Origin of the sequence: Buchnera aphidicola (Meitanaphis elongallis), assembly GCA_039830015.1 — a bacterium.
GTDB classification, from domain to species: Bacteria; Pseudomonadota; Gammaproteobacteria; order Enterobacterales; family Enterobacteriaceae; genus Buchnera_B; species Buchnera_B aphidicola_AU.
The window spans coordinates 241,244-257,833 of sequence record CP140033.1 but is presented as its reverse complement, the minus strand read 5'-3'; the positions used below and the strand labels follow the sequence as shown (position 1 = coordinate 257,833).

The following is a 16,590-nucleotide window of genomic DNA, read 5'->3' as shown; positions in this document are numbered from 1 at the left end:
AAAATAAAAAATAAAATATTTATAATTTTGTATCGTGCATAAAAGACATTTGTGCCTTGCATACAACTGCATCATTTACTAACACATGTCCTCTAAAACGTACAATATTTGTACGAATAGTTATAATATTAATATTAATAACCATAGTATCACCAGGAAATACCTTTTTTTTAAATCTCGCATGATCAATGTTAGAAAAATAGAACAGTTTCTTTTTGCACAATACACTCATACTTTTATATACTAAAACACATGCTGTTTGAAGCATAGACTCTAAAATCAATACTCCAGGAACTATTGGATAATTTGGAAAATGCCCTTGAAAAAAAAATTCATCATACTGTACACTTTTTGTCGCAATAATATATTGCTTTTCTTTATATTTTATAACTTTATCAATAAATATAAAAGGATATCGATGAGGTAATAATTCTAAAATATCTTTTAATTTTAATTCACACATTTAATAAATCACAAAACGTTAATATAAGAATATTATAAACAAAAAATTATTATTTGAAAAATCTCAAATAATCATAATACAAACATAACTTAGTAATTTTATGCTAAATATGTAAAATAAAATGTTTTTAGAAATATTCACGTCTATAACCATTTCATGACTCTGATAACTGAATAATTATATTTTAAGTATTACAATTAAAAAACTATACATATATTGTATATAATAAATTAACTTATAGAACCAAAACGACGTTTTCTACTTATAAATGAAAAAATTGCTTTTTCAAAAATATTTCTGTTAAAATCAGGCCAAAAAACATTAGTAAAATACAATTCTGAATATGCAATTTGCCAAATAAAAAAATTACTCAAACGATGTTCACCACCAGTTCGAATTACTAAATCTATAGGAGTACAATTACTTATAGATAAATGTTTAGCAATGGTAGACTCGGTAATGTTATTAACAGATAAACAACAATTTTTAACTTTATTGACAATTTTCTTTACCGCCTCAACAATATCCCACTTTCCTCCATAATTAGCTGCAACATTTAATATAAGACCATCATTATTTATCGTTAACTGTTCAACAATGCTAATTTGCTTTCTTAACACAGAATTAAATTTCGTAACATCTCCAATAACTTTCAAACGAATATTTTGTTTATTTAAATTATTCATTTCATTATATAAACCATAAAAAAACAACTCCATTAACACCATTATTTCTAAAAACGGTCTCTTCCAATTTTCACTACTAAATGCATATAACGTAAGAGTTTTTAATTTATAGAATAAAGAAAAAGAAACAGCACGTCGAACTGCCCTAAATCCTTCTTGATGACCAAAAATACGTGATCTTCCTCTTCTATTTGCCCATCTTCCATTTCCATCCATAATTATAGCTACATGCTTAGGTAAAATTTTTTTAAAATCTTTATTAAGACGTAATAAATTTTTCAATAGCATAAACTTTACCATAATTTTATTTTTATGAATAAAATAATTAATTCTTAAATTCTACTCAATGAATTTCGAAATGATTTCTTTTGTTTTAATTCGAGCAGCACTATCAATTTCTAATATTTCATCAAAAACAATAGGATTAGGATAAGACAACGAATTTAATGCAAATTCAATAACTCTATGAATATCAGTAAATTTAATTTGTGAACGCAAAAATGCAGTAACAGCTACTTCATTTGCAGCGTTTAGTATTATTATAGTAGAATGTCCGCTAGAAAATGCGTTTAATGCTAATTTTAAACATGGATATTTTTCAAAATTTGGTTTAAAAAAAGACAATTCTTTAACTTTAAAAAGATCAAGATGTGGAAGATAAGAAATAGCACGATTAGGCCAAAACATTGCATATGAAATAGATAATTTAATATCATTAATGGATAAATTTGCAATTACACTACCATCAAAATATCTAATCATAGAATGAACAATAGATTGAGGATGAATCACTAACTCTATATTAACATCAGAAGCACGAAACAGTAGTTTCGCTTCAATGTACTCTAATCCTTTGTTCATCATAGTGGCAGAATCAACTGAAATTTTTTCTCCCATCATCCAATTTGGATGAGAACAAGCTTGAGCAGGAGTAATGTCATTAAATTTGCATAATGGAAAATTTAAAAATGGACCTCCAGAACCTGTTAAAATAATAGATTTAATTCCATTTTCACTAAGTCTCATAGATCCTAATTTATTTTGAATACCCATCGGCAAACTCTGAAATATAGCACTATGTTCGCTATCGATAGGTAATAAAATAGCATCATTATCTTTTATCTCTTTCATCAACATATTATTACCAATAACAAGAGATTCTTTATTTGCCAATAATATTCTTTTACTAGACCGAACTGCATATAAAGTAGGAATAAGACCTGCAGCACCAGAAATAGCAGAAATAACATAATCTATCGATTCCAAACTAGCAAGTTTGCAAGCTGCTTGATCTCCTGAAAGCACTTTAGTTTTAATATTTCTAATTTTAAGTTGAATACTTAACTCTTTAGCTGCTTTTATATTTTTCAATGACACCCATTCAGGAACAAATAATTCACATTGCTGTATCATAACTTTTATATTTCTATTCGCAGATAAAGCAATTACTTTAAACAATTTAGGATATCTGCGAACAATTAACAAAGTATTCACACCAATTATTCCTGTAGAACCTAAAATAGCTAACTTTTTCACAAAAATTTTCCAAACTATAGATATAAAAGTAAATTCAAAAAGATACTATAATAATATTACTTAAAATAATAATTTATATAACACGATCTAAAATAAGAACATCTTTCCAAAAGATGTTTTCTATATATTAAGTAAATCATTTTCTTTTTTTTTCAACATCTCATTGATTTTTTTTATATAATTATCAGTCTTATTTTGAATCTCGTTTTGTAAGCTTTTTTCTAAATCATTACCAATCAGTTTATCTTTTAAAATACGTTTTATTTTTTCATTAGCATTACGACGAACGTTTCTAATACAAACCCTACTCTGTTCTGCAATATTTTTTGCTAACTTTACATAATGTTTTCTTCGCTCTTCTGTTAAAATAGGTAACACTATTTTTATAGTATTTCCTGTAGAAATCGGATTTAAACCTAATTCAGAATTCATAATAACTTTTTCAACATCACGTTTAATAGAAATGTCAAATAAATCAATCTTTAAAGTATTAAAATCATCTGCAATTATACTAGCTAACTTACATAATTGTACTTTTTTACCGAAATAATTTATATAAATGGAACTTAAAATTGAAGGAGACACTCGAACTGTACGTAACGTACTAAGATGATTTGTATACGTTTCTATACAATCATCCATTTTCAATTGTATAAATTTTTTAATATTTTCAATCATAATAATGATCCTTTCCGCATTCATGAAAGAACAATTGATACATAAAATACATCAATATATTTGTACAAACGGTATAAATAATATTTTACTAACTTAATGTTATACTTTTTAAACTAAAAACAAATTAATGTTCCTTCTTGTTGTCCTGTTACAATACGATATAAAATTCCAGAATTATATATATTAAAAATAAGAATAGGAAGTTTATAATCACGTGCCAATATAAAAGCAGACAAATCCATTACTTGTAATTCTTTACTTAACACTTCATTATAAGTTATCGTTTTATACAATATTGGATTAGAGTGTTTTTTAGGATCATTTGAATATACTCCATTTACTTTAGTTCCCTTTAATATAATGTCAGCTTGTATTTCTATTGCACGTAAACAAGCTGCCGAATCTGTAGTAAAACATGGACTACCTAGACCACCAGAAAATATTACTACATACTTATTATTTAACCATTTTATAGCTTTTTCAAAATGATAGGTATCACATATTGTATTAATTTCGAATGAAGACATTAAACGAGTATTGAGATTAACTCGATTCATAGCATCACATAATATTAATCCATTAATAATAGTAGACAACATACCTACACTGTCAGATACAATTTTATTAATACCAAAGTTTATTAATTTCTTTCCTCGAAATATATTACCTCCACCAATAACAATACCTACCTGTATTCCTAAATCTACAATATCTTTTATTTCTTTCACAATACGATTTAATTCATTTATATCCACTCCAAACTTATTGTTACCTTGCAAAGATTCACCACTTAATTTTATTAATACACGTTTAAATTTAAATGTTTCATTATATTTTTTTTGCATTTAACGCTCATTATCAAATTAAACTTAATTAATAAAGTATAAATATAATATTTATATATAAAACTTATACATTTAATTGAAACACATAATAACCGCCACCGGGCGGTTTATTAAAACGTTTGTCACTTGTATAGATTACTTAATAATAAATTCAAATATTTAATTTGAAATCAATTCTCCAACTTCGAATCGTATAAATGAAAGTATATCAACATTATTTCTTGCAATAATTTCACCAACAGTCTGACTTGGATCTAAAATGAACATCTGACTAAGTAACGATTTTTCACCAAAAAATTTAATCATTCTTCCTTGTACTATTTTTTGTACAATAGATTCAGGTTTATTAGATCGCATAGCTAATTCTAATTGTATCGCATATTCTCGTTCTATAACAGAAGCAGGAATAAGATCTGATCGTAAATACTCAGGTTTACTAGCAGCTATATGCATAGCAATATTATTAATGAACATCTGATGCTCACTACATGATGTCATTTGAACCAATACACCAATTCGGTTATGATGTAAATAGCTGCCAATGGTGTTTTCATTTAATACTACAATTCGACGAATTACAACATTTTCATTTAATTTCGCAACTAAGTTAATTCTTTTTTCTTCAAATAATTCTTGTAAAGATCTACTATTATCTATTCCTAAAGTAATAGCATAATCTACTATTTCTTTTCCAAAAGAAAGAAAACTATGTTCTCTTACAACAAAGTCAGTCTCACAATTTAATTCTAACATAGCAGTACATTTACCATTAGTATTAATAAATATACTTCCATTAGAAGTTAAAAATGATTGTTTTTGTTCTGCCTTTATCCTTCCTAACTTTCTTAACAAATCAATAGATTTTTCTATATTTCCTTCTGTTTCTATTAACGCCTTTTTACAATCAATTACTCCAGCTCCAGTTTTGATGCGTAACTTTTTTACTAAAAATGTAGGAATCTTTCTCATCAAAATGTCCTTATACAAATTATATTATTTTAATTATTAGACACTATTTTCATTTAATGAATTATAAACATGACATTCCAAAATAGTCTGAGAAACAGCACCCAAATATAAATTTATCGCTCTAATAGCATCATCGTTACCAGGAATAATAAAATCTACTCCATCAGGATTAGAATTAGTATCTACTATCGAAAATACTGGAATTTCTAAATTATTTGCTTCTCTTATAGCTATTTTTTCATGTTCTGCATCTACAACAAATAATGCATCAGGCAAACCTCCCATATTTTTTATCCCACCCAAACTATTTTCTAATTTAGACAATTCTCTCATGCATAATAGTGCTTCTTTTTTAGTCAACTTGTTAAAAGTTCCATCCTTAGACTGTAACTCTAAATCTTTTAATCGCTTTATAGATTGACGCACCGTTTTCCAATTAGTTAACATACCTCCTAACCAACGATAATTAACGTAAAATTGTTCACACGATATAGCAGAATTTTTAATAATTATGCTTGCTGCTTTTTTTGTACCAACAAACAATATTTTTCCTTTTTTTAACACGATTTTCTTTAATTCAGATAAAGCTACATGAAACATAGAAAGAGTAGCTTCTAAATTTATAATATGAATTTTATTTTTTGATCCAAAAATGAAGGGTTTCATTTTTGGATTCCAGTAACGAGTTTGATGACCAAAATGTACACCCGCTTTTAACATATCTTTCATTGAAACAACAGACATAAATACTCCGCTAAAATAAATATAAATAAACCATAAAAAATCAATTTTAATGCTCTAAAAAACTTATTTGAAATCAATAGTACCATTTGAAATTTTTAAAATACCTTTCTATATGTTCTTTTGAACTTTATTAAAAACATTTCAATGTAAGTCAAAATTGTAAAATAACATACATGAATAAATATATTTAAAATAATTTAAGTACACAAAATAATTAACATTTTTTTAAAAAATGCATTTATGTTAAAAATATCATTATCTAATGATATATGTTTTATTAAAAAACACTTATAATTATATTTATAAAATACTAATATATAAAAATCATGACTACCATTTCTATTAAAAAAAAACATGAAATACAAAAAATGCGTATAGTAGGACAACTTGTTGCAGAAGTTTTAGAAATGATTGAACAATATGTCGTACCTGACGTTTCTACAGGAGATCTAGATACTATCTGTTACAATTATATAACAAACAAGCAAAAAGCTAAACCAGCTTGTTTAGGTTATAATGGATTTCCAAAATCTGTATGTATCTCTGTTAATGACGTAGTTTGTCACGGTATTCCTAATTATCAACACACATTAAAGAACGGAGATATTGTAAACATCGATGTTGCAATTACTAAATATGGATATTATGGAGATGCTTCTAAAATGTTCTTTGTTGGAAAACCTACACCATTAGGAAAATTATTATGTGAAACAACACAAAAAAGCTTATATTTATCATTATACATAATCAAACCAGGAATATATCTAAATGAAATAGGTAAAACTATACAAAAATATATAGAAAAACACAACTTTTCTATAGTACAAGAATACTGTGGACATGGCATTGGAACTAAATTCCATGAAGATCCTCAAATATTACACCATAACTACTATGATTATGAAAAAATAATACTGACATCAGGAATGACATTTACAATAGAACCAATAGTAAATGCAGGAAGTTGTAAGGTACAATGTATGAGTGACGGATGGACAATAAAAACAAAAGACAACAACTTATCTGCACAATATGAACACACCATCTTAGTAAATGAAGAAGGATGTGAAATACTTACATTACAACAAGGAGAAGAAATACCAAAAATATTAAAAAATTACTATTAGTAATAACATATAAAACATATAAGTCTTATATATACACGTATTTATATTACATCCTTATATTATAAATTTTTTAAAATAGATAGCATTACAATTTAATATGAAAAACTTAAAAAAAATTGTTGAAAACACATTTGAAAATAAAAATAATATTGATTTTAACAACATTGATATTATTATCTCTAACGCTATTCATCAAACAATATCCATGCTAGATCAAGGAATGTTAAGAACATCAGAAAAAATACAAGGAAACTGGTATACTCACCAATGGATAAAAAAAGCTATTCTACTTTATTTTCTTATACAAAAAAATAGTCTTATTAAGAACAACACAATGCGATATTATGATAAAATAGAACTGAAATATTCAAAATATCAAGAAGAACATTTTTTGCGAGATAAAATAAGAATAGTACCTCCAGCATCCATTCGATATGGTTCTTTTATTGGAAAAAATACAATTTTGATGCCTTCTTTCATAAATATAGGAGCATATATTGATACAGGAACCATGATAGACACGTGGGCAACTGTAGGATCTTGTGCTCAAATAGGAAAAAACGTTCATTTATCTGGAGGAGTAGGAATAGGAGGAGTATTAGAACCTTTACAATGCAATCCAACAATAATTGAAGACAATTGCTTTATTGGAGCAAGATCTGAAATTGTTGAAGGAGTAATAGTTGAATCTGGATCAGTCATTTCAATGGGTGTGTACATCGGGCAAAGTACTAAAATTTATGACAGAAACAAAAAAACTGTTTCCTACGGAAAAATTCCAAAAGGATCCGTGGTAGTACCAGGTAGTCTACCATCTAAAAATAAAGATCATAATTTATACTGTGCTGTTATTGTCAAAAATGTAGATGAAAAAACACTAAAAAAAGTTCAAATTAATCAAATTTTAAGAGACATCGAATAAACATAATCCTATAAGATTCTACTTTTATATTATTTTAAACCAATGCTTTCAAATTCTATGCATTTAAAATCCTACCTAAAAATAAAAAGCCTTCATTATTTTTTTAGGTAGGTTTAAACTAATTAGTCCCGTACTACTAAATATATAATCTCGTTTCCACGTTTAATATGAAAAACTAATACAGTTGGTTTTTTTCGAAGCAATTTACGAAAATCGTCTAGAGACGATATAGAACACTTATTTATGTCAATAATAATGTCATCTTTTCGTAATCCAATGCGAAAGGCAGCTGTATTTTTTTTAACACCATCAACATAAATACCTTTCTTTTGTCCATTCAAATAAAAATCACTTAATTCAGCTCCTTCAATTGCTGAATACAAACTAACAGAATCAATTTTATTTGTTATACGTGGTTTCAATTCTACTGTTACAGATTTAAAATTTCTGTTTCTTAATAGGCCTAATTCAATTTTAGTATTAATTGGTGAAGAAGCTATTTCAGCACGTAATGCTAAAAAACTAAAAATAGGTTTTTTATTTAAAGAAATAATTACATCTCCAGGTTGTATTCCTGCAATATCAGCTGAAGACTTTGATAGAACTCGACTAACAAAAGCTCCTCTATGTATGTCAAGGTTCATAGCCTGTGCTAAATCAGAACTCAATTCTGTACCTATAATTCCTAATTCATTACGATGCACTTGACCATACATTATCATTTGATTAGCCAAACTTTGAACTATATTAACTGGGATCGCGAATCCTATACCTATATTTCCACCTTCTGGAGCTAAAATTGCAGTATTAATTCCAATTAATTCTCCTTTCAAATTAATTAATGCTCCTCCTGAATTTCCTCGATTGATAGCCGCGTCAGTTTGAATAAAATTTTCATAATTTTCAATATTTAATCCAGTGCGATTCAAAGCAGAAACAATTCCAGAAGTAACAGTTTCACCTAAACCATAAGGATTTCCAATAGCAACAACATAATCTCCTACTCTTAATGAGTTCAAATCAGCAATTTTAATTGCTTTTAAATTTTTAACTCTATCTAATTTAATTAAAGCAATATCAAAACGCGCATCTCTACCAATTATTTTAGCATTGTACTGACTACCATTACTTAACTGCACTTGAATTTTATTAGCATGATCAACAACATGATTATTAGTAACTATGTATCCTTTTTCAGAATCTATAATTACCCCTGATCCTAATGCATGAAATTTTCCTCGATTAGGGTAATTATTTAGCTTCTCTTGACACAATGGTAATTCTTTTAATAAAAACTCTTCTTGACATAATGGAACCATGTCTTCAAAAAATGATTGAAATTGATGAGGAACATAAGAACGTTGAATTATAGTACTACCTTCAATATTTATACTAACTACAGAAGGCATTACTTTTTCTAACATTGGTGCCAAACTAATATTTGTAGATTCTAAACGTGTAGTAATATGCGAAGACGGCGGTGATCCGTTCCATGACAAACCTAAATTTAACAATAAAATCATAAATATAAAAACCGTTCGTAACATCAATTCTGTAATGTTCATTTTTTTCTCATGGTTAAATTAAATAAATTATGTTAATAAAATAATAAAAATTTAAAAAATGTACTCTCAAATCAAATGTTTACTGCGTTATGTAACATGCTTCAATGCATGCAAAATATTAATAAAAATATAATACCAAAATCAAATTGTATAAAATTCAAATAAATATTATATTTCATATTAAATACAATATAATCAAACAATGTACATTGCTAAAAACCAATACATAAAATATAATGAAAAACTATTCACACATAACAAATATACTAAAAATTTTACACCAAAATTTATGTCTCTAGTTTACTTTAATTTACCATTTAAAATTATGAAGTACATAATATGTACAAATGCAAATTTTTTCACAAAATGTATCGAGAGATGATAAAAACGTTGTCACAAAGTATTTTTTTATTTGTAATATCACATATAAATTTATATATAAAAACCAAATAAAACAATTTATTTGCCTGGAAAAACATGAGTACAATATGGAAGATAAATTTTATTAGTAAACACAAAAAATGAAAACATATTAATAAAAATATTAAATAACAAATGTATAATAATAACCAAGAATTATCTTTTTGGAAAAGACATTCTAGTATTTCACAATTCAACGATTATAAAAGTACTATATCCAAACATATTAGCAAAAATTTAGAAAAAATTATATTATCAACTCTATCAATAGGAAAAAACATATAACTCTTTAGACATTGTTATAGAAACATTAGTAAATATATGGGGGGAATTTGGACCTAAGAAACCACCAAATAATATTCTCATATTCAAAACAATTCAACATACTCTCTCAATAAAAGGACCAAAATATGTAAAACTCATTAAAAATGAAAAACATTACCTAAAAACATTAAAAATATAGTGTTAGACCTATCTACGCTAAGAGAAGGTTTTATCGCAGATCATTTAGGAAAACTACTAGATAGAAAAGAAGTAACAGATTATAGTATTTCAGTTGGAGGTGTAGTTATTGCCCATGTTAATAGCAGTTACTCTAATCCTAAAATGATAGCTCTATCTATGAACTAACAAATATACAAAAAAATTCATATAGCTATAAAATTTTACAACAACGCTATTAGAATACATCAGAAACTTATAAAAATTATTATTATTTAAAAAATTTTATATTTAATTGATCCTACTGCAGGAAATCCTGCTACAACTGACCTAATTTAGTAAGTATAATCACAAAATTAGCATTAGAATAGATGCACGGGATACAGGATTAATGATATTAGATTTTTATTGAGCTAAAAGATTGCTATTAAAGAAAAGTTAACAATCTTTTTAATAAAAAAGTATAAATCTACCTTATCAACATGGATTTCACCGCAATTTCGTATGTTTTAAAAAATATTTAAAATACATACTTTTCGAACATTAATGTTATATCTTAAAATACTAAAAAAATTAAAACTAACACGATATCAATTTACATTTTTTAATAAACATTTTATTATAAATTTTATATACTTGATTAACAATCATAATTCATGTATTTACCTATATAAATTTAATAAATGTCAAATTCATCTTATATAAATGATTCAATATATATATCAAATCTTTATTCATAAAATATATTTGAGTTAAATATAATACAACGCAATTAGGAAAAATAATGGTAATGTTATCAGGATCTGAGATGGTTGTTCAATCACTGATTGACCAAGGTGTTCAACATATTTTTGGATATCCTGGAGGAGCAGTACTAGATATATATGATTCTTTAAAATCAACCAATAAAATTAAACATATTTTAGTACGCCATGAACAAGGAGCTACTCATATGGCTGATGGATATGCACGAGCTACTGGAAAAGTAGGAGTAGTGTTAGTAACTTCTGGGCCAGGAGCAACTAATGCTATTACAGGTATTGCCACAGCCTACATGGACTCTATACCTATAGTAGTAATATCAGGACAAGTAGCATCATCTTTAATAGGTTATGACGCATTTCAAGAATGTGATATGATTGGTATTTCGCGTCCAATAGTTAAACATAGTTTTTTAGTAAAAAGAACAGAAGATATTCCCATTACTTTTAAAAAAGCATTTTGGTTAGCATCAAGTGGTCGACCAGGTCCAATAGTTATTGACTTACCAAAAGACATTCTTAATTCAGATAACAAGAAACCATATATATGGCCAACTGAAGTAAATATAAGATCTTATAATCCAATAATTAAAGGACATCTTGGGCAAATAAAGAAAGCTATTGATATTCTAAAGTTAGCAAAACAGCCTATAATTTATGTAGGAGGGGGGGTTATTAGCTCAAACAGTCACAAAGAATTAAAAATATTTGCAGAAAAAATTAATATTCCGGTTGCTACTTCGTTAATGGCACTTGGGGCATTTCCTGGAAATCATCCTCAGAATCTTCAAATGCTAGGCATGCATGGCACTTATGAAGCTAACATGGCTATGCACAACTCAGATGCAATTTTAGCAATTGGGGTACGATTTGATGACAGAACAACTAATAACGTTGAAAAATATTGTCCTAATGCTACAATTATACATATTGACATCGATCCAACATCTATATCTAAAACAATTACTGCACATATTCCAATTGTAGGAAATGCAAAACATATACTAACACAAATGTTACAATACATAGATCACGACACATCTATAAAAGAATTTTGTTGTCTTAAAAAATGGTGGATAAAAATTAATAATTGGAAAAACATAAATAGCTTAAATTTTCAAAACAACAGTAAAAAAATTAAACCACAAAACGTTATAAAAACTATTTGGAAACTAACTCAAGGAAAAGCTTATGTTACGTCAGACGTAGGACAACATCAAATGTTTGCAGCACTATATTATCCTTTTAACAAACCTAGAAGATGGATCAATTCAGGTGGATTAGGTACTATGGGCTTTGGTTTACCAGCTGCATTAGGTGTTAAACTAGCACTACCAAAAAAAAACGTGATTTGTATTACTGGAGATGGAAGTATCCAAATGAACATTCAAGAACTGTCTACAGCAATGCAATATAAATTACCAATATTAATATTAAATTTAAACAATAAATCTTTAGGTATGGTTAAACAATGGCAAGATATAATTTATTCAGGACGACATTCTCATTCTTACATGAAGTCACTACCAAATTTTGTAAAACTAGCAGAATCATACGGCCATATAGGAATATCAGTAGAAAATCCTAAAAACCTAGAAGAACAATTAAAATTATCTTTAGAAAAATTACATAAAGGAAATTTAGTTTTTGTTGATATAACTATTGATCCCAACGAACACGTATATCCTATGCAAATTCGTAATGGTGGAATGAATAGCATGTTATTGAGAAAAAATAAAAAATAAATCCATGAAAAGAATCATATCTGTTTTATTAGAAAACGAATCTGGAGCATTATCAAGAGTAGTAGGCTTATTTTCACAAAGAGGATATAATATAGAAAGTATAACAGTAGCACCTACAGAAGATTCATCTTTATCAAAAATAACAATACAAACAATAGGAGACGAAAAAATAATTGAACAAATTGAAAAACAACTACATAAATTAATAGATGTATTGAGAGTAACTGAAATAGAACATGACAATTATTTAGAACGAGAAATCATATTAGTCAAAATTAAAAGTACTACAAGTAGTACTCGTAAAGAACTTAAACACATTACAGATATTTTTCAAGGAATAATTGTAAATGTAACATCGTTGCATTATACGATACAACTATCAGGAACCAGTAACAAATTAGATTCATATTTAGCAGTTATAAGAGACATATCTGAAATCATCGAAATTTCTCGTTCAGGAATAATAAGTGTATCTAGAACCTAATCATCTTAATCATTATTCTTAAATATAATAAAATTATTAATACGTTATATTAAAAGTTTTAAATAATATTTATCATTATAACATAGTTTTGTTTTATATAATTAAATTGCATTAAAAAATTTATTATTAATAGTTTAATCATTTTTATAAGTTATACCATGAAAATATCTCTATATGCTACAACCAAATCATGAAAAAACTAAATTTAGCTCACATTCCTGTTTTAAAAAAGGAAACAATAAAATCACTAAATATCAAAAAAAATGGAACTTATATTGATTGTACATTTGGATGCGGGGGTCACACAACAGAAATTTTGAAATATTTAAATGAGAAAGGGAAATTGTATGCTATTGACAAAGATCCATCATCCATTAATATAGCACATGCAATTAAAGACAACAAATTTCATATGATCTCAGGAAATTTTTCTAATGTATTGAAAAATTTGAGAGAAACACATGTCATGAAAAAAATAGATGGAATATTGCTGGATTTAGGAATATCATCTATGCAAATTCACAACTCTTATCGAGGATTCTCTTTTTTGTCAGATGAACCACTTGATATGCGAATGAACCCAAAAATAGGAATTACAGCATCTAAATGGTTATTTAAATCTAACGCAAAATCTATTTCACAAGTATTATACAAATTTGGAGAAGAATATTTTGCAAAAAAAATAGCTAATAAAATCGTACAACAAAACAAAATTAAACCTATTACTAAAACTACTGAACTCGTTGATCTCATAAAAAAAATTGTTCCAAAAAGAAAAAAACATCCTGCTACAAAAACGTTTCAAGCAATAAGAATACATATTAATCAAGAACTGGATGAACTTAAAAAAGCTCTAAAATATGCATTAGAACTATTAGCTCCTGGAGGTCGATTAGCAATAATTAGCTTTCATTCACTTGAAAATCGCATTGTTAAAAAATTTTTTATTGAAAATAGTAAAATGCCATTTATTCCTTCTGGAATAGCCATTAGTGAAACACAACTAAACTATTTAAAAAAAACTACATTAAAAATTATTAGTAAGATCGTGCCAACACAAATTGAAATTAATAATAATCCAAGATCACGTAGTGCAATATTAAGAGTTTCTGAAAAGAGAGGTAAAAATGAGTAACACTATCTATAATTTATCTACAATTATCTTGAATGATCTAATAAAACTAAATAAGAAACTATTAGTTTTGCTCGTCATGATTACTATTTCTTCTATATTAACAATTACTATAATTCACAAAACACGATTACTAATTTCACAAGAAGAAACATTAAATATACTTGCAAAAAAAGAAAGAACAGAATGGAAAAATCTAATTTTAGAAAGAAATTTGTTAACCTCTCATAAAAAAATCGAAAAAAATGCTATAAAACAACTAAAAATGACATATTCTAATCCATCAAAAGAGAACATTTTTTTGCAATAATTATTAAAATAATAGGAAATATTTATCTTCATGAAATATATTATTAATGACATTCAACTTGATAACCCTAAAAACAAAAACTATTGCCTAAACAATCGATTTATAATTTTATGTAGCATTATAATTATTTCAATTACCATAATTTTATTCAAAATAACTGTACTACAATTATTTAAAACCAAACAGTTAATAAAAGAAAGCGATTTACGCACATCCAGAATACAAATAGAACTAAATTCAAGAGGAACCATTAAAGATAGATCAGGTAATATATTAGCTATAAGTATACCTGTAAATGATATTTGTATTGATCCTAAGCTATTCTTTTTAAAAAAAAAGTAATCGTTAATAAAAAATGGAAAGCACTATCACAAGCTTTATCGATTCCTTTAAAAAAAATCATATATAAAATCAATCATTTCAAAAATAGTAGATTTACATATTTAGCGCGAAAAGTTAGTCCAGAAATTGGAAAATATATAAAAAGCCTAAACTTTCCAGGTATATATGTTGTAGACAACTTTCAACGATACTATCCCTCTGGAAAAATAATCTCGCAATTAGTTGGATTAACTAATACAGATGGAATTGGAATCGAAGGAATAGAAAAAAGTTTTGATAAACTACTAAAAGGTATTCCAGGTAAACGAAAAATTAGAACAGATAAATTTGGAAATGTTATTGAAAACGTTTCATTAGTAAAAAAAAATGTACCTCACAATATAAACTTAAGTATAGATATAAGATTACAAACAATTATATATCGCGAATTAAGCCATGCTGTAAATTTCAATAAAGCTCAATCTGGAACGGCAATTTTAATAAATATTAAAACTGGAGAAATTTTAGCTATGGTTAATAGTCCTACCTACAATCCAAATAATCTAAAAACAATATCCATGGAATTAATTCGTAATAAAGCTATTACTGATATGTTTGAACCAGGATCTACAGTTAAACCCATGGTAATTATGAAAGCTTTACAAAAAAAAATAATTACTCCAAAATCTATAATTGATACAACTCCATTTATAGTACATCATCATATCATACAAGATGTATCATATAACAAAAAACTATCAATAACCGAAATTTTAAAAAAATCAAGCAATACCGGTGTATCTAAATTAGCATTGCTCATGCCAGCATTTGAATTAACAGACATCTATTCTAGATTTGGTTTAGGAAAATCGACTAATTTAGGACTAATAGGAGAAACAAACGGAATTTATCCCAAAAAAAAATATTGGTCTACTTTAGACAAAGTAACGTTTTCTTTTGGATATGGATTAATGGTTACACCATTGCAATTAGCTAATGTTTACACCATAATTGGAAGATATGGATTAAACAAACCTCTATCTATTATTAAAACCAACAAAAAAACTAAAGAAATACAAATATTTTCTAAATCTTTAGTAAAAGTTGTATTAAATATGCTCGAATCAGTCACCAAACCAGGAGGTGTAGGAACAAAAGCAGCAATTAAAGGATACAAAGTAGCAGCAAAAACAGGGACTGCAAAAAAAGTAGATTCTAATGGAAAATACATTAATAAGTATGTTTCATATATAGTAGGAGTTGCTCCAATCAGCAATCCACAATTTTCTTTAATTGTCATGATTAATAATCCAAAAGCAGGAGGATATTATGGAGGTACAATTTCTGCTCCAGTATTTAGTTCAATTATGAATTTTGTATTAAAAATAACAAATGTTAGACCTGATGATTTATTAACACATTAAATACACAAACTTCAAAT

16 protein-coding genes and 1 pseudogene are annotated in these 16,590 nt (G+C 26.7%); 9 read left to right on the top strand and 8 right to left on the bottom strand.

All coding sequences use genetic code 11. The features are described 5' to 3' along the window. Window positions 1-19: 19 nt before the first annotated feature. The 7 genes from fabZ to rpsB all read right to left on the bottom strand — a co-directional run bounded on the left by fabZ (window position 20) and on the right by rpsB (window position 5,921). Window positions 20-463 carry a 3-hydroxyacyl-ACP dehydratase FabZ gene (gene fabZ, locus U0T58_01100; protein XBC42494.1) on the bottom strand — a complete coding sequence of 148 codons (444 nt, stop codon included), beginning with the start codon at window positions 461-463 and terminating at the stop codon, window positions 20-22. Between the two features lie 230 nt (window positions 464-693). Beyond that, window positions 694-1,437 carry a polyprenyl diphosphate synthase gene (uppS, locus tag U0T58_01095; GenBank protein ID XBC42493.1) on the bottom strand — a complete coding sequence of 248 codons (744 nt, stop codon included), beginning with the start codon at window positions 1,435-1,437 and terminating at the stop codon, window positions 694-696. A 51-nt stretch (window positions 1,438-1,488) separates the two neighbouring features. Continuing rightward, complete coding sequence (gene ispC / locus U0T58_01090) at window positions 1,489-2,685, bottom strand: 1-deoxy-D-xylulose-5-phosphate reductoisomerase (protein XBC42492.1); 1,197 nt, start codon at window positions 2,683-2,685, stop codon at window positions 1,489-1,491. A gap of 120 nt (window positions 2,686-2,805) precedes the next feature. Continuing rightward, on the bottom strand, window positions 2,806-3,363 hold the full coding sequence (gene frr, locus U0T58_01085) for a ribosome recycling factor (protein XBC42491.1): 558 nt from the start codon (window positions 3,361-3,363) through the stop codon (window positions 2,806-2,808). 113 nt (window positions 3,364-3,476) lie between these two features. Beyond that, a complete protein-coding gene (gene pyrH / locus U0T58_01080; protein XBC42490.1) occupies window positions 3,477-4,208 on the bottom strand; it encodes a UMP kinase in 732 nt (243 codons plus the stop codon). A 159-nt stretch (window positions 4,209-4,367) separates the two neighbouring features. Further along, entirely contained in the window at window positions 4,368-5,177 is an 810-nt protein-coding gene (gene tsf, locus U0T58_01075; GenBank protein XBC42489.1) for a translation elongation factor Ts, read from the bottom strand. Window positions 5,178-5,213: 36 nt separating this feature from the next. Continuing rightward, window positions 5,214-5,921 (bottom strand): 30S ribosomal protein S2, encoded by a 708-nt coding sequence (rpsB, locus tag U0T58_01070; protein XBC42488.1) that lies wholly within the window; start codon window positions 5,919-5,921, stop codon window positions 5,214-5,216. Window positions 5,922-6,247: 326 nt separating this feature from the next. On the opposite strand from rpsB, the gene map reads away from it, so the two are divergent. Continuing rightward, a complete protein-coding gene (map, locus tag U0T58_01065) occupies window positions 6,248-7,048 on the top strand; it encodes a type I methionyl aminopeptidase (protein XBC42487.1) in 801 nt (266 codons plus the stop codon). 97 nt (window positions 7,049-7,145) lie between these two features. Continuing rightward, window positions 7,146-7,970, top strand: coding sequence for a 2,3,4,5-tetrahydropyridine-2,6-dicarboxylate N-succinyltransferase (gene dapD, locus U0T58_01060; GenBank protein XBC42486.1), 825 nt, complete (start codon window positions 7,146-7,148; stop codon window positions 7,968-7,970). Between the two features lie 122 nt (window positions 7,971-8,092). Here the strand turns inward: dapD and U0T58_01055 are convergent, their stop codons facing one another. Next, a complete protein-coding gene (locus tag U0T58_01055; protein XBC42485.1) occupies window positions 8,093-9,535 on the bottom strand; it encodes a Do family serine endopeptidase in 1,443 nt (480 codons plus the stop codon). Window positions 9,536-10,090: 555 nt separating this feature from the next. On the opposite strand from U0T58_01055, the gene U0T58_01050 reads away from it, so the two are divergent. The 7 genes and pseudogenes from U0T58_01050 (at window position 10,091) to ftsI (ending at window position 16,573) form a co-directional block, all read left to right on the top strand. Beyond that, window positions 10,091-10,240 (top strand): hypothetical protein, encoded by a 150-nt coding sequence (locus U0T58_01050; GenBank protein ID XBC42484.1) that lies wholly within the window; start codon window positions 10,091-10,093, stop codon window positions 10,238-10,240. 177 nt (window positions 10,241-10,417) lie between these two features. Then, entirely contained in the window at window positions 10,418-10,585 is a 168-nt protein-coding gene (locus tag U0T58_01045; protein ID XBC42483.1) for a hypothetical protein, read from the top strand. 595 nt (window positions 10,586-11,180) lie between these two features. Then, window positions 11,181-12,902 (top strand): biosynthetic-type acetolactate synthase large subunit, encoded by a 1,722-nt coding sequence (ilvB, locus tag U0T58_01040; protein XBC42482.1) that lies wholly within the window; start codon window positions 11,181-11,183, stop codon window positions 12,900-12,902. Between the two features lie 4 nt (window positions 12,903-12,906). Then, complete coding sequence (gene ilvN, locus U0T58_01035) at window positions 12,907-13,386, top strand: acetolactate synthase small subunit (protein XBC42481.1); 480 nt, start codon at window positions 12,907-12,909, stop codon at window positions 13,384-13,386. Between the two features lie 190 nt (window positions 13,387-13,576). Continuing rightward, window positions 13,577-14,521, top strand: a complete 945-nt coding sequence (gene rsmH, locus U0T58_01030; GenBank protein ID XBC42480.1) for a 16S rRNA (cytosine(1402)-N(4))-methyltransferase RsmH — start codon at window positions 13,577-13,579, stop codon at window positions 14,519-14,521. Continuing rightward, a complete protein-coding gene (ftsL, locus tag U0T58_01025; protein XBC42479.1) occupies window positions 14,514-14,828 on the top strand; it encodes a cell division protein FtsL in 315 nt (104 codons plus the stop codon). The genes rsmH and ftsL overlap by 8 nt, the downstream gene beginning before the upstream one ends. 30 nt (window positions 14,829-14,858) lie before the next feature. Next, a pseudogene (gene ftsI / locus U0T58_01020) lies at window positions 14,859-16,573 on the top strand (peptidoglycan glycosyltransferase FtsI). The last annotated feature ends 17 nt before the right edge of the window (window positions 16,574-16,590 follow it).